The organism is Sinisalibacter lacisalsi (assembly GCF_014640115.1).
Taxonomy (GTDB): Bacteria; Pseudomonadota; Alphaproteobacteria; order Rhodobacterales; family Rhodobacteraceae; genus Sinisalibacter; species Sinisalibacter lacisalsi.
In genome coordinates, this window is sequence record NZ_BMGI01000001.1 from 355496 (window position 1) to 374416 (window position 18921).

Consider the following 18921-nt stretch of genomic DNA (forward strand, 5'->3'; position numbering starts at 1 on the left):
GGCGCAGACAATGGCCTCGCCCGGCACCGCGGGAATTGACTTGCGACCGCGCCGATGGCGGTTACCCTGCGCGCACATCACAAACAGCATCACCATGACCCCCAAGCTCCTCACCACGCTCCGGGCCTATTCCTGGCCCCTGTTCCAGGCCGATCTCCTCGCCGGCGTCACCGTCGGCCTCGTTGCCTTGCCCCTGTCGCTGGCCATCGCCATCGCCTCCGGCGCCACGCCCGCGCAAGGGCTGATCACGGCCATCATCGGCGGCCTCCTCGTTTCGCTGCTCGGCGGCAGCCGGGTGCAGATCGGCGGGCCGACCGGGGCGTTCATCGTCGTCGTTTACGGGGTGATCGCCGAGCACGGCATGGAAGGTCTGATCCTGGCCACACTGATGGCGGGGGCGATCCTGCTGATCGCCGGGTTTCTGCGCGCGGGCAGTCTCGTGGCGCTCGTGCCCGAACCGGTAATCAATGGCTTCACCCTCGGTATCGCCGTGATCATCGCCACCAGCCAGCTTGCCGACGCGCTGGGCCTCACGGTCGAGGCGATGCCCGCGGAATTCATCGGCAAGGTCGAGGCGCTTTGGGCGGCGCGCGCCACGCTGCACTGGCCCGCGCTCGCTCTCACCGTTGCCACCGCCGTCCTGATCGTCGCGATGCGCGCCAAGCTGCCGCCGAAAGTGCCCGGCCTGATCATTGCCGTGGCGCTGGGGTCGGCGCTCGCCGCCCTGCCGGGAAGCGGGATCGACACCGTCGGCGGTCGCTTCGGCGCGCTGCCGAGCCAACTCGCGGCGCCGCGCCTGCCGGCGTTGAGCTTCGAGACCTTCCGTGAACTCCTGCCCTCCGCCCTCGTCATCGCCTTTCTCGCCGGCGTCGAATCTCTGCTGTCCGCCGTGGTTGCCGACCGCATGTCGGGCGGACGCCACCGCCCCCGCGCCGAACTGATCGCCCAGGGTGCGGCAAACATCGGATCGGGGCTCTTCGGCGGCTTGCCGGTGACCGGGGCCATCGCCCGCACCGCCACCAACGTGAAGGCGGGTGGGCGCACGCCCGTGGCCGGGCTGGTGCACGCGCTCACCATCCTCGCGGTGATGCTGCTCGCGGCCCCGTTCGCGGGCTACCTCGCGATGCCCGCCATGGCCGCCTTGCTGATCCTGACGGCCTGGAACATGTCGGAGCCCGACAAGTGGAAAGGCTACATCACCGGCCCGAGACAGGACGCCCTACTGATCTTCCTCACCATGGCGCTCACCGTGCTCGTCGATCTCACCGTCGCCATCGGTGTGGGGGTGGCCCTCGGCTTCGCGCTGCGCCGCCGCGCGCGGCCCGGATCGCGCGAAGACTGGACGCCCCGCGACAAATAGGCTTGCGCGATACCTGCGCTCTTCTTGGGTCCGAAAATACCTTCGGGGGGTGAGCCCGCAGGGCGAGGGGGGCGGAAAGCCCCCCTTCTAGGCGCGGTGATAGGGGGCTCCGGCAAGGATCGAGGCGGCGCGGTAGAGCTGTTCCGCCAGCATCACCCGCACCAGCATGTGCGGCCAGACCATGCGGCCGAAACTGAGCGCGAAATCCGCCTTCGAGCGCAGTGATGGATCGAGCCCGTCGGCGCCGCCGATCAACAAGGCCAGATCCTGCCGCCCGCCGTCGCGCCACGCGGCGACCCGGTCTGCGAAGTCGGGCGAGGTCATCTCCTGCCCGCGCTCGTCCATCACGCAGACCAGCGCACCCGCCGGTATCGCCTTTTCGAGCAGCCGCGCCTCGGCGGTCATCCCGCCGCCCTTGCGGTCGTCCACCTCGATAACCTGGGCTGGCCCGAGACCGAGCCCACGTCCGGTGCGTTCGAACCGTGTGAGATAATCGTCGATCAGCTCGCGTTCCGGCCCCGAACGGAGCCGGCCCACGGCCACGATCTGAACCCGCATCAGGCGGTGCTGGGCGAGGCCGCTGCGCCGGGTGTCATCCACATTTTCTCGAGCTGGTAGAACTCACGCACCTCGGGGCGGAAAACGTGCACGACCACATCGCCGGCGTCGATCAGAACCCAATCGCCCTGATCCTTGCCCTCGACCTTGCACAGGACGCCGACACCCTGCTTGAGCCTGTCGGTGAGGTTCTCCGAGATCGCCGCCACCTGGCGTGACGACCGGCCGGAGCAGATCACCATGTGATCGGCCATCGAGGATTTACCCTTGAGAGGGATCGACACGATATCCTCGGCCTTGTCGTCTTCGAGTGAGGCGATGATGAGATCGAGCAGGGAATCGCTCGTAACGGGCATCGGCGCGGTTTTCACGCTTGCCCCCGATGCGGCCGCGAAATGGGCCGCGTCTGCTGGATGAGACAGGACATAGTCCTCCTTCGTTGCGCGCCGCATGCACCCCGACGCCGGGTTAACCCGAAGATAGCAATTCCGGGGACCATTCTCAACATTCCGCCTTGCCGTCGCCCAGCAGCCGCACTTCGCGCTGCGGGAAGGGGATGTCGATGCCGTGTTCCTTGAAGGCATCCCAGAGCGCAAGATAGACATTGCCGCGGATGTTCGTCAGCCCGCCGGTGGGGTCGTCTATCCAGAAACGCAGGATATAATCAACCGACGAATCCCCGAACCCGACGATGTGACAGACCGGCGGGCGAAAACTCAGCACCCGCTCGACGGACTTCGCCGCCTCGATCGCCACCTTCCGCACCTCGTGCGGATCGTTGTGATAGGCGATGCCGAAATGGATATCGAGCCGCACGAAGGCGTTGGTATGCGACCAGTTCACCACCTGCCCGGTGATCAGGTCTTCGTTCGGGATGAGGTATTCCCGCCCGTCGCGGGTAACGACGGACACGTAGCGCGCGCCCATCTGCTCGATCCAGCCGAAGGTTTCGCCGAGCGAAATCACGTCGCCCGGCTTGATCGACTTGTCGAGCAGCAGGATGAAGCCCGACACGAGGTTGGAGACCACCTTCTGCAGACCGAAGCCGAGGCCGACGCCGATCGCGCCCGACAGGAAGGCGAGCCCGGTCAGGTCTACCCCGACGGCCTTCAACCCGATGAAGATGGCGGCGCCGTAGAGCACGACCTGCAGGATCTTGATGGTCAGAACCTGGATCGACGGGCTGATATCGGTCTTCTTTCGTATCCGCCGCGCCGAGTTGGCCGAGAGGAAACGCGCGGCGAAAAACAGCGCGCCGATGATCACCACCGCCTGCACGATCATCCAGACCGAGAGCCGCATTTCGCCGAGCGTGAGCGCGAGCCCGTCCATCAGTGCCACCATGTCGTCGGTGAGGCCGAGGATCGAGACGGTCACCCAGGCCCAGCCGCCCGTGCGCACCAGCGACCGCAAGGTGGCATTGCCGATGAACCGCGTCGCCAGCGCGATGACGAGCCAGGCGAAGGCGATCTGTCCGATGATGGCGAGCAGGTAGGAGCGCGAGGGCCAGGTGAATTCCCGCATCCCCCAGATCACCGGCCAGATGATTGCCACGAACACGATCAGGCTCATCCGCCGGTGGACCAGCACGCCAAATCGCATCCGCCATGTCGGCCAACCCTCACGGGTGCGCAGCCAGGCTTCCCATTTCGGCGCGAGGAAGCGCGCGGCGATGTGGGCCACCACGAGGAGCGCCAGCGCAATTATCATCTGGTAGGCGTTCCACGGCCGGATCAGCCCCTCAACGAAGCGGATCCCCGTCTCCCAAAGGTCGAGAACGATCTCCTCGGGTCCGGGGGAGACGGTTTCCAGGGGTGTGATGCGGCTCTCTTCTTCCATCTGCGCCTGTCCTTTCCGCCAAGGTTCGCACCAACCAATGCGCAGGTCCAGCAGCAAGACTTGCGAGACTCGCCGCCGGGCTGTATCTGGCAAGCATGAAACGGATCTTCGACATGGACGATCGCGCGCGCCTGCCTTGGCGCTTCCATGGCGCGACGCTGAGCGTACTGGCGCGACTTTGATCGCGGCCATGCCGCGACCACGTCTGTTTCACACCATTTCCCACGGGAGAAAACCGAATGTCCGGGAAGACACTTTACGACAAGATCTGGGATGCCCACGTCGCCCATGAGGCCGAGGACGGCACCTGCCTGCTCTACATTGATCGCCACCTCGTGCACGAGGTCACCAGCCCGCAGGCCTTCGAGGGCCTGCGCATGGCGGGCCGCAGCGTCCACGCGCCCGACAAGACCATCGCCGTGCCCGACCATAACGTGCCCACCACGCTCGACCGCGAGAAGGGCATCGAGAACGAGGAAAGCCGCATCCAGGTCGAGGCGCTCGACAGGAACGCGCGCGAGTCGGGCATTCACTACTACCCGGTCAACGACGTCCGGCAGGGCATCGTTCACATCGTCGGCCCCGAGCAGGGCTGGACGCTGCCGGGGATGACCGTGGTTTGCGGCGACAGCCATACCGCCACCCACGGCGCCTTCGGCTCGCTGGCCCACGGCATCGGCACCTCCGAGGTCGAGCACGTGCTCGCCACGCAGACGCTGATCCAGCAGAAGTCGAAGAACATGAAGGTGGAGATCACCGGCAAGCTCAAGCCCGGCGTTACCGCCAAGGACATCACCATGGCCGTGATTGGCCGCACCGGCACGGCCGGCGGCACCGGCTACGTGATCGAATACTGCGGCGAGGCGATCCGCTCGCTCTCGATGGAAGGCCGGATGACCGTCTGCAACATGGCGATCGAGGGCGGCGCTCGCGCTGGCCTGATCGCGCCGGACGAGACGACCTTCGACTACGTGAAGGGCCGCCCGCACGCGCCGAAGGGTGCCCAATGGGAGGCCGCGCTGGCGTGGTGGAAGACTCTCTACTCCGACGACGACGCGCATTGGGACAAGGTCATCACCATTCCTGCCGAGGAGATCGAGCCGGTGGTAACATGGGGCACAAGCCCCGAGGACGTGCTGCCGATCACTGGCAAGGTGCCTGCTCCCGAGGATTTCACCGGCGGCAAGGTCGACGCTGCGCGCCGGGCGCTTGAATACATGGGGCTGGAACCTGGCACGCCGCTCAGCGAGATCAAGGTCGACGCCGTGTTCATCGGCTCCTGCACCAACGGCCGGATCGAAGACCTGCGCGAAGTGGCGAAGATCCTGAAAGGCAAGAAGGTGGCCGACGGCGTGCGGGTGATGATCGTGCCGGGCTCGGGCCTCGTGCGCGAACAGGCCGAGGCCGAGGGGCTGGCCGAGATCTTCACCGAGGCCGGGGCCGACTGGCGCTTGCCCGGCTGCTCGATGTGCCTCGCGATGAACCCCGACCAGCTCGCCCCCGGCGAACGCTGTGCCTCGACCTCCAACCGCAATTTCGAAGGCCGACAGGGCCGCGGCGGGCGCACCCACCTTGTGAGCCCCGGCATGGCCGCCGCCGCTGCCGTAACCGGCCGCCTGACCGACGTTCGGGAGATGATCTGATGAACGAATTCAAAAAACTCACCGGGATCGCGGCGCCGATGCCGCTGGTGAATATCGACACCGACATGATCATCCCCAAGCAGTTCCTCAAGACGATCAAGCGGTCGGGGCTGGGCGTGAACCTGTTCGACGAGATGCGCTATGATGCCGAGGGCAACGAGATCCCCGATTTCGTGCTCAACAAGCCGCAATACCGCGAGGCGGAAATCCTTGTTGCCGGTGACAATTTCGGCTGCGGCTCTTCGCGTGAGCACGCGCCCTGGGCTTTGAAGGATTTCGGCATCAAGGCGGTCATTTCCACGTCGTTCGCCGATATCTTCTTCAACAACTGCTTCAAGAACGGCATCCTGCCCATCGTGCTGCCGCGCGAGCAGGTCGATCTGCTGATGTCCGACGCCGAGAAGGGCGCCAACGCGCGGATGACGGTTGATCTGGAAAACCAGCTGATCACCACGTCCGACGGCGTCGAGATTCCCTTCGAGGTGGATTCGTTCCGCAAACATTGCCTCCTCAACGGGCTGGACGATATCGGGCTCACCTTCGAGAAAAAGGCCGCGATTGACACCTTCGAAGAAAAGGCCGCGCAGGAGCGCCCCTGGGTCTGACGCGACATTTTGAGGGGCGCTCACGCCCTTCCACAACATCAAGGGCCGCCGCACCAGGCGGCCCTATTTTCGTTCCAAAAATGATGCACAATCGCACCAGTTCCTCCCAAATAACGCCCGGAAATTCCTGATAAATGAAGACGTTGCTTGCCGTGGTCCCCGGATGTGGGCAGGATTATGGCAAATATGAGGCAGCCTGCCACAATCGGCAGGATCAGGTTGGAACAAGGGTCGCGGCAACGTATCGCGCCCGTCCAGGTTGAGGACAGAGGCAGTGTTTGATCGTCTTCCCGGAGCCATTGTGCGCGCATTCCTGATGGTGATGCTCGTGGCCACGCCGTCGCTGATGCTGCACGATGTCGGTCCCGACGCGACGCAGGTTGTCGTGCTCGTGGCGTTCTTTGCCGCAGCGCTCACGTTTTTCGAATACTCGGCGACCTATCCGGGGCTGGTGGAATTCCGCGATGCGCCGCCGTTCAACCGCATCCGGTTCGTGAGCCTGTTCGCCACGGTCTTCCTGATGACGGTTGTCGTGCGGGGCGATTCCGGGCAGTCGACGGCCACCCATCTTGTCGAGGCGATCGGCACGTTGATCGGCCAATCCATCGACTTCCCCTACAGCCCGGTCCGGCTGGTCGTTCTGATGCTGCCCGAGTCGTCCTCGGTACAAGACATCATCATGCTGCGCACCGCCGCCGGCATGGCCTACCTGATCTCGCTGCTTTCGCTCGCGGTGTTCCTCATCATCATGCGGGCTTCGAACTGGCCCAACGGCGGCACGAAGTTCAACGTCTGGGTCAACCTGCCGATGTTTGACCCCACCACCGGTGGCGACGTGGTGACGCGGCTTGAGCGCGAGGCGCGGGTCAACCTGGCCCTGGGCTTCCTGCTTCCGTTCCTCACCCCGGTTATCGTCAACGCGGCGTCGGGCGCGTTCGGTTCTTTTTCCATGGCGAACCAGCACACCCTGATCTGGACTCTCAGCGCATGGGCCTTCCTGCCCGCCAGCCTGTTCATGCGCGGCATCGCGATGCAGCGGGTCGCCGGCATGATCGCGGAACAACGTCTGAAACAGGGAGGGGGCAAGGTGGAGCAGGCGTTGCAGCCTGCCTGATGCTTCGCCGCCTCATATCGTTGGCGACCACGCTCGCGCTTGCCGGGGCGAACGCCTCTCTTGCAGAGTCACTACGCGTGGCCACTTTCGAGGTGGAATTGAAGCGCCGCGGCCCCGGCCTTCTGCTCGCCGATATTCTCACCGGAGATGAACAGGTCGAGGCCGTGGTGGCGGTGATCGCGGCGGCGTCGCCGGACGTGTTGCTGCTGACCGGGTTCGATCACGATCATGAAGGCCATGCGCTTGCGGCTTTTGCCGATCTGCTTGATGAAGCCGGGCTCAACCTGGCGCATCGGTTCGCCGCCCGTCCGAATGCCGGCCTGCCCTCGGGCCTCGATCTCGATGGCAACGGCCGCCTTGGCGAAGCGCGCGACGCACAGGGATATGGCGCCTTCACCGGTCAGGGCGGCATGGCCATTCTTTCGCGCTACCCGCTTGGCGCGGTGCGCGATTTCAGCGCCTTCCTCTGGGCCGACCTGCCGGGCGCGTTACCGCCGATGGTGGACGGCCTTCCGTTCCCGTCCGCCGAGGCGCAGGCGGCGCGAAGGCTCTCTTCGGTCGCGCATTGGGATGTGCCGGTGATCACGCCCGACGGCCCGCTGCACCTGCTTGCCTTCAACGCCACCACGCCGGTGTTCGACGGACCGGAAGACCTCAACGGTCGGCGCAACCACGACGAGATCCTGTTCTGGCAACGCCTGCTCGACGGCGCGCTGCCGTTCGATCCGCCCGCGGGGCCGGTGGTGGTGATCGGCAACGCCAATCTTGACCCGACCGATGGCGATGGGCGGCGCGAGGCGATCCGCGCGCTGCTTGACGATTCTCGATTACAGGACCCACAACCGGCGAGCATTGGCGGTGCGCAGGCCGCAAATCCCGAACACCGGGGCGACCCGGCCCTCGACACCGCCGATTGGTCAGACCCGATGCCGGGTAATCTCCGGGTGGCTTACGTTCTGCCCGATGCCCGCCTTGAAGTGTCCGGCGCAGGCGTGTTCTGGCCCGCGCCGGATGATCCGCTTGCCGAGGTGGTGGAAACGGCAAGCCGACATCGGCTGGTCTGGGTGGACCTGGAGTTCAACTGAACGCGTCCCCGGGGCGCGACTGATGCGCGAGGGCCGCGCTCAACGCCGCTTCGATCGGTGTCGGCTCGAAATCCGGCAACAGAGCCGCGAGCCGCCCGCCGTCGAGCTCTTGCGGGAGCGACCACAGATAGCGCATCTCGAACAACCCGCCGAGGACTGGCACGAAAGGCCGCAGGAGCCGCATCAGGCCCCAGTTGAACGACCGCACGGTGATCTTGATCCCGATCGCGCGCGAGATGGCGGCGGCGAGATCATCGCCCGAGAGCGTGTAGCCGGGAAAGGGCACGTCCTCGAACCTGTTGAGCCGGTCACGCTGCTGCGAAAGCGCGACGGCGGCGCGGGCAGCATCGGGCAGGTAGGCCCAGGCATGGGGCACGGTCGGGTCGCCGGGGTAGCGGATTTGGCCATTGTGGGCCTTCCTGGCGATGTGGCTCTCGAACCAGTTGCCACTGTTCTCGCCGTCGATGAAATCGCCGCAGCGGAGGATGATGGTGCGGGTGCCGGCGGCCCGATAGGCGTCTTCCGCGGCGATCCGAAGCCTTCCGAGCGGGTTGCGGGCAAGATGCGGCGTTTCCGCAGTCCATGGCGAGGATGCCTCGGGGCCGTAGACGTAGACGTTGCCGGGCAGGATCACCGTGGCCCCCGCAGCCCGCGCCGCCTTGGCGACCTCTTTGTGCAGCGCAACAAGCTGGCGCGCCCAGAGGTGGTATCCGGGCGGGTTCCACCCCATCACCACCACGTCGGCCCCTTGCATCGCGGTGGCGAGGTTGTCCTTGGCGCGGTTGAACTGGCGAACCTGCCAGCCGGCATTTTCGAAGGCTTGCGTGGCGTGGCGGCCGAAACGGCCTTTGCCGCCGAGAATGAGAACGGTTTGGGTCATGTGAATCTCCTTTCGCTATGCGGAAAGATAGACATGCGTATGCGAATGAGAATTGCCAGAAATTGGATATATGGTATTCATTGTTGAATGAATGATGCCTTTTCGAAACTCGATTGGTCGCTGGTTCAGGCCTATCTTGCGGTCGCCGAGACCGGATCGCTCTCGGGTGCCGCCAAGGTTCTGGGTTCGAGCCAGCCCACGCTCGGGCGGCAGGTGCGTGCGGCGGAGGCGGCGCTGGGCGCCGAGCTGTTCCGACGTCACGCCAAGGGCCTCGAGTTGACCGAAACCGGCCGTGCGATGCTCCCGGCCGCGCAGGCGATGCGCGAGGGGGCGGCGCGCATGGCGCTGATCGCTGCAGGCGGCGATCGGGGGCTGGAAGGCACCGTGCGCATCACCGCCTCGGTGGTCGTCTCGCATTTTCTCCTTCCGCCAGTCCTCGCACGGCTGCGACGCGAGGCACCGGGGATCCGCATCGACCTCGTGGCGTCGGACTCCTCGGAAAACCTTCTGTTCCGGGAAGCGGATATTGCGGTGCGGATGTATCGTCCCGACCAGCTCGACATGGTGACGCGGCATGTCTGCGATCTGCGTCTCGGCGTCTATGCCGCGCGGGACTACCTCGACCGGGCCGGGCGGCCGGAAACGCCCGAGGCTGCCCTGGCGCTCGATTGGGTGGGCTATGACCGCAACGAGTTGATGATACGTGGCATGCAGGCGGCGGGCTTCCCGGTCTCGCGCGACTTCTTCGCGCTGCGCACCGACGACCAGGCCGCACATTGGAACCTGGTGCGCGCGGGTGGTGGCCTCGGGGTGATGCAGCAGGCGATCGGTGATGCCGAGCCCCTGGTCGAGCGGGTTCTGCCCGATCTTGCGCTGCCGCGCCTGCCGGTCTGGTTGACCGCGCACGAGGCGCTGCGGCAGGTGCCCCGGGTGGCGCGGGTCTGGAATGCGCTGACCGCTGCGCTCGCCGCGCTTTCTTGACGCTCGCCGCGCTTCCCGCTACGCCAGCCCGGACGCAAATTCAGCCCGAGGAAACCCCGATGAACGCAGGCTCCATTCTCATTCTCCCCGGCGACGGGATCGGCCCGGAAGTGATGGCCGAGGTGCGCCGGATCATCTCCTGGTACGGCGACAAGCGCGGCCTGGAGTTCGAGGTGAGCGAGGATCTGGTGGGCGGCGCGGCCTATGACGTGCACGGCGTGCCGCTGGCCGACGAGACGATGGAGAAGGCGCAAGGTGTCGACGCCGTTCTGCTCGGCGCCGTGGGCGGTCCCAAATACGACGATCTCGATTTCAGCGTGAAGCCCGAGCGCGGCCTCCTGCGTCTGCGCAAGGAGATGGACCTCTACGCCAACCTTCGCCCGGCCCAGTGCTTCGACGCGCTGGCGGATTTTTCGTCGCTCAAGCGCGAGGTGGTGGCGGGGCTCGATATCATGATCGTGCGCGAGCTGACCAGCGGCGTCTATTTCGGCGAGCCGCGCGGGATCTTCGAGGAAAACGGCGAGCGGGTGGGGATCAACACCCAGCGCTACACCGAAAGCGAAATCGCCCGCGTGGCGCGCTCGGCGTTCGAACTCGCCCGCAAGCGCGGCAACAAGGTCTGCTCGATGGAGAAGGCCAACGTGATGGAATCCGGCATCCTCTGGCGCGAGGTTGTCCAGAAGGTGCACGACGAGGAATACCCCGATGTGGAGCTTTCCCACATGTATGCCGACGCCGGCGGGATGCAGCTCACCCGCTGGCCCAAGCAGTTCGACGTGATCGTCACCGACAACCTGTTTGGCGATCTTCTGTCGGACGTTGCGGCGATGCTCACCGGCTCGCTCGGGATGCTGCCCTCGGCCTCGCTCGGCGCACCGATGGCGAACGGTCGCCCGAAGGCGCTCTACGAGCCCGTCCACGGCTCTGCACCGGATATCACCGGGCAAGGCAAGGCCAACCCGATCGCCTGCATCCTCTCCTTCGCCATGGCGCTGCGCTATTCCTTCGACCAGGGCGAAGAGGCCGATCGGCTGGAGAAGGCTGTGGAAAAGGTGCTGGCCGACGGCGTGCGCACGCCCGACCTGCTGAACGAAGAGGGCAAGACCCCGGCCTCGACCCGCGACATGGGCGATGCCATCCTCGCTGCCCTCGACGCCTCGCTCTGAGCGAGGACAGGGGCCGTTGGTCCGCCCCGGACAAGACAACCTGCGCCGGTTTCCGGTGCGGGTTTTTTTGTGGGGGCTGACTTTGAATCCTTAGCCGGCTTTGATAGTGGCGAAGATCGACCTTTTTGATGCTTTTCGGGGTCACATTCTTGCAGGAAATCAGCTGCGCTGAGTGCAAGTTGACGATCCTTCGGGGATTTAAGCATTCGGACGCGGTGAATGTGGTTGATTGGATGCTTGGCCATGCAGAATGAAACCTTGTGTAGTTTTCTGCTTGGACGCTTCTGATCGACTCAGCATGTTGAAGTGAACAACCGCTTCCCTCCCCAACCTGCCCAGGCGCGGAACCTCGCGAAGGTCCGCAACCTCACCCCCCTTCCCCCTCCCCCGCACCTATGGTCTGATGCCCCCACCAAGGGAGCGCTTTGCATGAACCTGTCGGGTCCGGTCTATGCCCTGATCGCCTTCGCGATCTTTGCGACGCATGACGTGGTCATCAAGACGCTGGGGGCGAGCTATTCGCCGTTTCAGATCATCTTCTTCTCCACGATCTTTTCCTTCCCGCTGATCACATTCATGCTGATGCGCGACCCCACGGAGGGAAACCTGCGGCCGGTGCATCCGTGGTGGACGCTGGTGCGGACCGGGTCGGCGGTGATTGCCGGGTTTTCGGCGTTCTATGCCTTCTCGGTGCTGCCGCTGGCGCAGGTTTACGTGATGATCTTCGCGTCGCCGCTGCTGATCACGCTGATGGCGATCCCGATCCTTGGCGAACGGGTGGGGATACACCGGATCGTTGCCGTGATCGTCGGGCTTGCGGGGGTGATCGTGGTGCTCAGGCCCGGCTCGGCGGAGCTTGGGCTGGCGCATCTGGCGGCGCTGGGCACGGCGGTGTTTGGCGCGCTGGCCTCGGTGATCGTGCGCAAGATCGGGCGCGAGGAGCGCACGGCGGTGTTGATGCTCTACCCGCTCGCAGCGAATTTCATCGTGATGGGGGCGTTGCTCGGGTTCGTCTACAAGCCGATGCCGGTGGCGCACGTCGGCGGGATGGGGCTGATTTCGTTCCTTGCCTTCATCGCCGGGCTTCTGCTGATCGCGGCCTATCGTGACGGCGACGCGGCGATCGTGGCGCCGATGCAGTATTCGCAGATCATCTGGGCGACGATTTTCGGCTACTTCCTGTTCGGTGAATCCGTCGATCTTCCCACGGTGATCGGGGCCGGGATCATCATCGCGAGCGGCGTTTACATCGTGATCCGCGAGAGCCGCCTTGGCGCGAAATCGACCACGCCCGTTCTGCGCACCCGCTCGCGGGGGCCGACGGCGGCGAGCTTCCGGATTTCGCCCTTGCTCAGGCGTATCGGGCAGCGGCGATAGGCCCTTGCCAAGCCCGGCAAGCTGGGCTATCCCGCCCGCCACGGTCGGAGTGTAGCTCAGCCTGGTAGAGCACTGTCTTCGGGAGGCAGGGGTCGGAGGTTCGAATCCTCTCACTCCGACCAATTTGAACGCCGCGGGTGCCGCGGCGTTTGCTTTTTCGGCCTCCGAATTCCTTTCAGAACCTTAACGCGGCGGGCCCCGGCTTCGGCCAGCGTTCAGACCTGCACCGGTATCACCGCCCTCGAGTTTTCACGCCCCGAGGAGGTCCCATGTCGGACAATTCGCCAAGGCTAGATCTGCCGTATATCCAGTCTGCGCAGGCCCAGAAGCACGTCACCCATAACGAGGCCTTGCGGGTCCTCGATGCGCTGGTTCAGCTTGCCGTGGTGCAATTCGATGCCACGACGCCGCCCTCGCTGCCGCTCGAGGGCGAGGTTCACGCCCTTGGTGCGGGCGCGCAGGGCGACTGGAGCGGCAAGGATGGGCAGCTTGCGATGTTTGTCGACGGGGCGTGGCAGTTCCACGCCCCGCAGCCGGGCTGGACGGCGGCACGCGCGGGGAGCACCGAGCTGAGGGTCTGGTCCGGCAGTAGCTGGGAGGCCGTCGTCCCCGAGGCTTTCGACAACCTGTCCGGGGTAGGTGTGAACACCACCTCGGATGGCACGAACCGGCTGGCGGTGTCGTCGCCCGCGACGCTCCTGAGCCATGAGGGCGGCGGTCACCAGCTCAAGATCAACAAGTCGGCCGATACCGACACCGCGAGCCTCTTGTTCCAGACGAACTGGTCGGCCCGGGCCGAGATGGGGCTGGCAGGCAGCGACGACTGGTCGATCAAGGTGAGCCCGGATGGCAGCACCTGGACCGAGGCGCTGCTGCTTGACCGGGCGACGGGACAGGCAAGCGGGGCGGCGGTGCAGGCTTCGCCGGCCGATGCCAGGGCGGAAAAGCTGGTTCGGGTGGACGGGGCGGTTACGGCGAGCCTTGCGAGCTTCGGGGCCGACTATCCCGCCGGTAGCGGGATCGACATCGACGCCGTCGACGCCGGTTTTGCCGGCCTCGTCAGCGATGCCAATCCGGGCACCTGGCCACTTGCAGCATCAGGCGCGCTGGTCTGGCTGACCACCCAGCGGGTTCATGCGAACGACGCGGTGATCCAGTCGGCCCATTATGGCTACGACGCCACGGCCGCGACCACGATGCGGGTGTTCCGCCGCCTTCGTTCGGGTGACGGGAATTGGGGCCCCTGGAGCGAAGCCTACACTCAGCACAGCGTGCTCGGAACAGTCGGCCAGTCGGGCGGGATGCCCACGGGCGCGGTTATCGAGAGGGGTTCGAACGCCAATGGCGATTACGTCCGCTTTGCTGATGGCACGCAATGGTGCTGGAACAACGAGTTCATGCTGGGATACCTCAACAGTCGCGTTCTGAAAGGGCATTTCACCTACCCGGCTGCCTTCGCGGGGAAACCGGTTCTCACCTATACGCCGATCGACGATCGCATCACCCCGGATGGCAATTCTTTCGGCGATGGCACGCCTTACGCAGACCGCGCGAACGTGATCAGGGGGATATACCCCACAACGGCCGAAATTCGCGTGATCGACGGGAACGACGCGCTGACATCCACAAGCAAAGGCTATGTCGGTGTCATGGCCATCGGTCGCTGGTTCTAGGAGGCAACATGAAGATCAAACTATCCCCCGTGCGCCATGACGGCACACTCACGATCAGGAAAACCGCCGACGTGCTCACGATCAACGGCGAGGATTTCGATTTCGGCCCTCTGCCGGCCGGGGCGACCCTGCCGCAGGAGGCCATCGGCAGCCCCCATTTCGCTGCCGACGTGGAGCGCGACGAGAGCGGCACGCTGTGTGTGACGCTGCTGTTCCCGGTCGGCGCCAATGCGAGCGAGGCGGCGCGCTTCCCGGCGCCAATAACCGTGGCGGCTGACGGCCCCATCAACCTGCCGGAGTGAGAGATGACCATCGATTTTTCGCAAGTGATCACTGCCGAAGACAAGGCCGCCCGCGAAGCCGAGGCCCGTGCGGGGGCGATCAAGACGGCGTGCGAGGCCCGGATAACCGCCGTGCTCGACGACAACACGGTCAAGAACCTGCTTTCCGCCAGGCTGCGGGGCCAACTCACTCCGGAAGAGGAGGCGACGTTCGATAGGGCCGATGACTGGAAATGGGCAATGATCGAGGAATGCCGCCGCGCCATAGCGAAGAGCGCGGCGCCCAAATGGCCGCTGCCGTCGGACGATATCATCCGGCTGGTCGAGGCATTCTAGGACGGGGTGCGGGGGGCGTCTGATCGGGATCGTGGCACCAAGGGGTGCTGCGATCCACCCTGGAGCCATGGCACCGTTCTTGTCGGACGCGGGATTTGATGCCAAACAGCAGGCACCAGACCGAGGACATCCCCATGAGCCGCCTGATCTACATCCTGAACGGACCCAACCTGAACCTGCTTGGACACCGCGAGCCGGACATCTACGGTTCCGATACGCTCGACGACGTCGAGGCGATGTGCGCCGCAGTGGCCGCGAAGGCCGGGCTCGAGGTGAGGCTGATGCAGTCGAACCACGAGGGGCAACTCATCGACTGGATTCACGAGGCGCGCGCCGAGGCGGCGGGGATAATCATCAATCCCGGTGCCTATACCCATACGTCGATCGCGATTCTCGATGCGCTCAATGCCTACGAGGGCCCGGTGCTCGAAGTGCATATCTCCAACGTGCACAAGCGCGAGAGCTTTCGCCATGTGTCCTACGTTTCGCTGAGGGCCGAGGGGGTGATCGCGGGCTTCGGGGTGGAAGGTTATGCGCTGGCGGTTCGGCGTATGGGAACGTTGCTGGCATGACCGACCGTTACGCGCTGTTCGGCAACCCCCTGGGGCATACGAAAAGCCCGTTCATCCACGGTGAGTTCGCGCGCCAGCTTGGCGACGATATCAGTTACGAGGCGATCGAGGCGCCGGTCGACGGGTTCGCCGCCGCCGTTCGCGATTTCGTAAAGGCGGGGGGCAAGGGCTTCAACGTGACCGTGCCGTTCAAGGTCGAGGCCGCCGAACTGGCCGACGAGGCACACGAGGCGGTCGTGGTTTGTGGCGCGTCGAACTGCGTGAAGGTGGAAGACGGGCAGCTCGTCGCCGAGAATTTCGATGGCGTCGGACTTGTGCGCGATATCGTCGACAACCTCGGCGTTGCGCTCAAGGGGCGACGGGTGCTTTTCGCCGGCGCAGGTGGCGCAACGCGTGGGGCGGTGGTGCCCTTCCTCGAAGCCGGCGTGGGCGAGATCGTGATCGCCAACCGCACCGTTTCGAAAGCGGAAGCCATCCGCGATCTTCTCGGCCCGCGCGGCTCGGTGCAGGCCTGCGGCTACGAAGATATTTCCGGAGGTTTCGACATCGTGCTCAACAGCACGTCGGCAAGCCTCAGCGGCGCGGCCCTGCCGATTCCACCGGCTGCCTTCGAGGGCGCGCGGTTGGCCTATGAGATGGCCTACGGCAAGGGCAAGACGCCGTTCCTAGAACTGGCCGAGAGGAGCGGCGCCGAGCGGCTCGCGGATGGTGTGGGCATGCTGGTGGAGCAGGCTGCGGAGGCCTTTGCTTGGTGGCGGGGCCGCCGGCCCGATACCGCCCCCGTGATCGAGGCGATGACGATTCCACTGGAATAGGGTCTGTTTTCAGAAGATGCGGTGAAACAGCCCGAGCGGCAGATACCGCCCGAGGGTGAACAGCCATGAGAACGGCGCCGGGAAGCTCGTCGAGAACCGCCGCCCTTTCATTGCCTTGATGACCCGGGCCGCTGCATCTTCGGGCTCCATGATCTGCGGCATGGCGAAATCATTCTTCCCGGACAGCCGGGTGCGGATGAAGCCCGGGTTGACCACCTGCACGTCGATATCCGTTTCGCGCAGGTCGATCCGCAGGTTTTCGGCGAGGTGCATCAGGGCCGCTTTCGAGGCGCCATAACCGATCGCGCCGGGCAGGCCGCGAAAGCCCGAAAGCGACCCGATCAGCACGATATGGCCCGCGTTCTTCTTCACGAAAGCGGGCACGACCTGCCCCAAAACATGCAGCGCGCCGACGAAGTTGACCTCGGCCATGAGCGTGGCGGCGTCCGCGCTCCATTCCGTTGCCTTCATCGGCTCATAGGCCCCGACGCAATAGATCACGCCGTCGATCTCACCGACCGATCGCGCTGCTTTAGACACTGATTTCGGGTCTGTCACGTCGACCGGCACCACCTCGGCGTCACGCATGCCAGACGCGATCTCCAAGATCCGTGTCTGGTTGCGGGCACTCAGCACGAGGGAGGCCCCCGCTGCGTCGAGATCGTCGACCAGCGCCCGGCCCAGTCCCTCGGACGCGCCGATCAGCCAGTAACGCTTGCCGGCGAGATCACGCATGGGTCAGCTCGACCTGGACGACATCGGTCTGATCCGTCGCGAAGGAGGCGGCGCAGATTTCGAGGTAATAGCGCCAGTTGCGCAGGAACGGGCCCTCGTAGCCGAGCATGGAAAGGCGCGGCTTGGCAGCTTCCAGCCGCGCGGCCCATGTTTCGCAGGTGCGGGCATAATCCTTGCCGAAGGCGAAACTGTCTTTCACCTTGAGCCCGGCCCGCCCGGCCTGTTCGCGGATCACCGCATCAGACAGGAGCATCCCGCCGGGGAAAGTGTATTGCCGGATGTAGTCGGAATTCTTGCGGTAGATCGGGAAGTAATCGTCGGGCACCGTTATCGCCTGGATGACCGCACGGCCACCCTCGGCGAGCCGGTCGCGGATCGTGGCGAAATAGGTGGGCCAGTAACGCTCGCCCACGGCTTCGATCATCTCGATCGAAACGATGTTGTCGAACTTGCCCCCGGCCTCGCGGTAATCCTGCAGCCGGATTTCGGCGCGGCCGTCGAGGCGGGCGTCGGCATAGCCTTTCTGGCTCGGCGAAATGGTCAGCCCGGTAACGTGCCTCCCGGCCTCGGTCGCGCGCTCGGCAAACCCGCCCCACCCGCAGCCGATCTCGAGCACCCGCTCGCCGGCATCGCTAAGGCGGCTCAGGATACGGTCGTATTTGCGCAGCTGGGCACGGTTCAGATCGTCGTCGCCCTCGGTGTAGAGCGCGGAGGAATAGGTCATCGAGGGGTCGAGCCAGGCCTGGTAGAACTCGTTGCCCACGTCGTAATGCGCGCGGATGTTGCGCGAGGCGCCGCGTTTGGAGTTGGCGCGCAGGAGCCTGTCGACGAGGCGGAACTTGAGCGTGTTCCAGAAGGTCGCGTTGGCGTAGCCTTCGAATTCCTCGTAGTTCAGCAAGACCAGCTCGGTGAGCGCCTGGATCGAGGGCGAATCCCACAGCCCGGCCACATAGGCCTCGCCAAAGCCGATATCGCCGCGTGCGGCGGTGGCGGTAATCGCGGCCCAATCGTTGATCTGCAACTCCGCCTGAGGCGTGCCGGTGCCGAAATGGTACACGCCGCCCTCCGGGGTGCGCACCGTGAGCGAGCCGCGGGTGATTCGCTCACAGGTGGCGAGAAAATCGCGTTTCACGCGGTCGGAGATGAGCGACATCAGGAAACCTCCTCTTTCGGCGGCGCAGGGCGGGTGCGGTAACGCGCGCCCTTGAGCTTGAGTTTCACCGCCTGCCAGTAGATCAGCGCGATGGTGCGCAGGGCCCCGGCCGGGCGGCGCAGGCTGGCCCGCAGGATGCCGCCGGTGCTCAGTGGCACGAGCGGGCCCGTCAAGGTTGCGACAAGGCCCTTCTCGCCGTCAAGCAACGTGATCGAAATGGCGATGCGTTCGGTGCCGATATCGAAGCGAAAACGGTATTTCCCGGCGATGCGCTGGAACGGCGAGACGTGAAACACCTTGTCGGACGTGATCGTGTCGCCCGCGGTGATCGGTGCCAAATCGGGGTTGGCGCAGAAATAGGAATGGCGATCACCGAAGGGGTTGTTGACCTCGGCGATCACCGCGCGCAGATCGTCGCCCTCCATCGCCAGCCAGAAGCTCACCGGGTTGAACCAGTATCCCAGAAAGCGCGGCTGGGTGAGAAGAAGCACGCGCGCCTCCGCGCCGAGCGCAACGCCCTGCGCGGCAAACACCCGCCGTGCCCAGGCCGCACCTTCGCCCGCCTCCCGGGCGCCGCCATGATCGCGGTCATGCACCGCGAGCAGGTTGAACCGGTTGCGCGAGAAAAGGGCAGGCGTCGGCTCGTCACGCTCCGGGTCGATCAACAGGTAATCTATCCCGTAGCGAAAGGTGTTCTTCGGCCCGCCGCGCCGCGCGTGGACGGTTTGTCCCGGCATATGAAGGGGGG

General features: G+C 65.2%; 20 protein-coding genes and 1 tRNA gene. 14 read left to right on the forward strand and 7 right to left on the reverse strand.

Annotation, left to right across the window (positions count from 1 at the left end; genetic code table 11):
* The first annotated feature begins 94 nt into the window (after positions 1-94).
* Positions 95-1360, forward strand: coding sequence for a SulP family inorganic anion transporter (locus tag IEW01_RS01665; protein WP_188525866.1), 1266 nt, complete (start codon positions 95-97; stop codon positions 1358-1360).
* A gap of 87 nt (positions 1361-1447) precedes the next feature.
* On the opposite strand, the gene rlmH is transcribed toward IEW01_RS01665, so the two are convergent.
* From rlmH to IEW01_RS01680, 3 genes are read right to left on the reverse strand one after another with little or no spacing between them, the layout of a single operon-like run.
* A complete protein-coding gene (rlmH, locus tag IEW01_RS01670) occupies positions 1448-1918 on the reverse strand; it encodes a 23S rRNA (pseudouridine(1915)-N(3))-methyltransferase RlmH (RefSeq protein WP_188525867.1) in 471 nt (156 codons plus the stop codon).
* The gene (gene rsfS, locus IEW01_RS01675) at positions 1918-2370 is read right to left on the reverse strand and encodes a ribosome silencing factor (RefSeq protein WP_188525868.1); all 453 of its coding nucleotides are present in this window, start codon (positions 2368-2370) and stop codon (positions 1918-1920) included. The genes rlmH and rsfS overlap by 1 nt, the downstream gene beginning before the upstream one ends.
* A gap of 49 nt (positions 2371-2419) precedes the next feature.
* Complete coding sequence (locus IEW01_RS01680; protein ID WP_188525869.1) at positions 2420-3757, reverse strand: mechanosensitive ion channel family protein; 1338 nt, start codon at positions 3755-3757, stop codon at positions 2420-2422.
* 239 nt (positions 3758-3996) lie between these two features.
* On the opposite strand from IEW01_RS01680, the gene leuC reads away from it, so the two are divergent.
* The 4 genes from leuC to IEW01_RS01700 all read left to right on the forward strand — a co-directional run bounded on the left by leuC (position 3997) and on the right by IEW01_RS01700 (position 8204).
* Positions 3997-5400: a 3-isopropylmalate dehydratase large subunit gene (gene leuC / locus IEW01_RS01685; protein ID WP_188525870.1), complete on the forward strand. Its 1404-nt coding sequence runs from the start codon at positions 3997-3999 to the stop codon at positions 5398-5400.
* Positions 5400-6005 carry a 3-isopropylmalate dehydratase small subunit gene (gene leuD, locus IEW01_RS01690; protein WP_188525871.1) on the forward strand — a complete coding sequence of 202 codons (606 nt, stop codon included), beginning with the start codon at positions 5400-5402 and terminating at the stop codon, positions 6003-6005. Before leuC ends, leuD begins: the two co-directional genes overlap by 1 nt.
* Positions 6006-6279: 274 nt before the next feature.
* Positions 6280-7119, forward strand: coding sequence for a hypothetical protein (locus IEW01_RS01695; RefSeq protein ID WP_229738001.1), 840 nt, complete (start codon positions 6280-6282; stop codon positions 7117-7119).
* A gap of 20 nt (positions 7120-7139) precedes the next feature.
* Entirely contained in the window at positions 7140-8204 is a 1065-nt protein-coding gene (locus tag IEW01_RS01700) for an endonuclease/exonuclease/phosphatase family protein (RefSeq protein ID WP_229738002.1), read from the forward strand.
* On the opposite strand, the gene IEW01_RS01705 is transcribed toward IEW01_RS01700, so the two are convergent.
* Positions 8197-9084, reverse strand: a complete 888-nt coding sequence (locus IEW01_RS01705; RefSeq protein WP_188525873.1) for an NAD-dependent epimerase/dehydratase family protein — start codon at positions 9082-9084, stop codon at positions 8197-8199. The two genes, IEW01_RS01700 and IEW01_RS01705, sit on opposite strands and share 8 nt — an antisense overlap.
* Before the next feature lie 87 nt (positions 9085-9171).
* Here IEW01_RS01705 and IEW01_RS01710 point away from each other — a divergent pair, with 87 nt between their 5' ends.
* The 9 genes from IEW01_RS01710 (at position 9172) to aroE (ending at position 16285) form a co-directional block, all read left to right on the forward strand.
* Positions 9172-10065, forward strand: a complete 894-nt coding sequence (locus IEW01_RS01710) for a LysR family transcriptional regulator (RefSeq protein WP_188525874.1) — start codon at positions 9172-9174, stop codon at positions 10063-10065.
* Positions 10066-10124: 59 nt separating this feature from the next.
* The gene (gene leuB, locus IEW01_RS01715; protein WP_188525875.1) at positions 10125-11231 is read left to right on the forward strand and encodes a 3-isopropylmalate dehydrogenase; all 1107 of its coding nucleotides are present in this window, start codon (positions 10125-10127) and stop codon (positions 11229-11231) included.
* 429 nt (positions 11232-11660) lie between these two features.
* Positions 11661-12608: a DMT family transporter gene (locus IEW01_RS01720; RefSeq protein WP_188525876.1), complete on the forward strand. Its 948-nt coding sequence runs from the start codon at positions 11661-11663 to the stop codon at positions 12606-12608.
* Positions 12609-12653: 45 nt separating this feature from the next.
* A tRNA-Pro gene (locus tag IEW01_RS01725) sits at positions 12654-12730 on the forward strand.
* Between the two features lie 147 nt (positions 12731-12877).
* Positions 12878-14281, forward strand: coding sequence for a DUF2793 domain-containing protein (locus tag IEW01_RS17665; RefSeq protein WP_229738003.1), 1404 nt, complete (start codon positions 12878-12880; stop codon positions 14279-14281).
* 8 nt (positions 14282-14289) lie between these two features.
* Positions 14290-14583: a hypothetical protein gene (locus tag IEW01_RS01740; RefSeq protein ID WP_188525877.1), complete on the forward strand. Its 294-nt coding sequence runs from the start codon at positions 14290-14292 to the stop codon at positions 14581-14583.
* Positions 14584-14586: 3 nt separating this feature from the next.
* Entirely contained in the window at positions 14587-14898 is a 312-nt protein-coding gene (locus IEW01_RS01745; RefSeq protein WP_188525878.1) for a hypothetical protein, read from the forward strand.
* Between the two features lie 134 nt (positions 14899-15032).
* Positions 15033-15470, forward strand: a complete 438-nt coding sequence (gene aroQ / locus IEW01_RS01750; protein ID WP_188525879.1) for a type II 3-dehydroquinate dehydratase — start codon at positions 15033-15035, stop codon at positions 15468-15470.
* The gene (aroE, locus tag IEW01_RS01755; protein WP_188525880.1) at positions 15467-16285 is read left to right on the forward strand and encodes a shikimate dehydrogenase; all 819 of its coding nucleotides are present in this window, start codon (positions 15467-15469) and stop codon (positions 16283-16285) included. The genes aroQ and aroE overlap by 4 nt, the downstream gene beginning before the upstream one ends.
* Positions 16286-16294: 9 nt before the next feature.
* On the opposite strand, the gene IEW01_RS01760 is transcribed toward aroE, so the two are convergent.
* Genes IEW01_RS01760 through IEW01_RS01770 form a run of 3 tightly spaced genes read right to left on the reverse strand, consistent with a single transcriptional unit; the run spans position 16295 to position 18910 of the window.
* Positions 16295-17020, reverse strand: a complete 726-nt coding sequence (locus tag IEW01_RS01760; RefSeq protein WP_188525881.1) for an SDR family NAD(P)-dependent oxidoreductase — start codon at positions 17018-17020, stop codon at positions 16295-16297.
* On the reverse strand, positions 17013-18173 hold the full coding sequence (locus IEW01_RS01765) for an SAM-dependent methyltransferase (protein WP_188525882.1): 1161 nt from the start codon (positions 18171-18173) through the stop codon (positions 17013-17015). Before IEW01_RS01765 ends, IEW01_RS01760 begins: the two co-directional genes overlap by 8 nt.
* Entirely contained in the window at positions 18173-18910 is a 738-nt protein-coding gene (locus IEW01_RS01770; RefSeq protein ID WP_229738004.1) for a DUF1365 domain-containing protein, read from the reverse strand. The genes IEW01_RS01765 and IEW01_RS01770 overlap by 1 nt, the downstream gene beginning before the upstream one ends.
* Between the last annotated feature and the right edge of the window lie 11 nt (positions 18911-18921).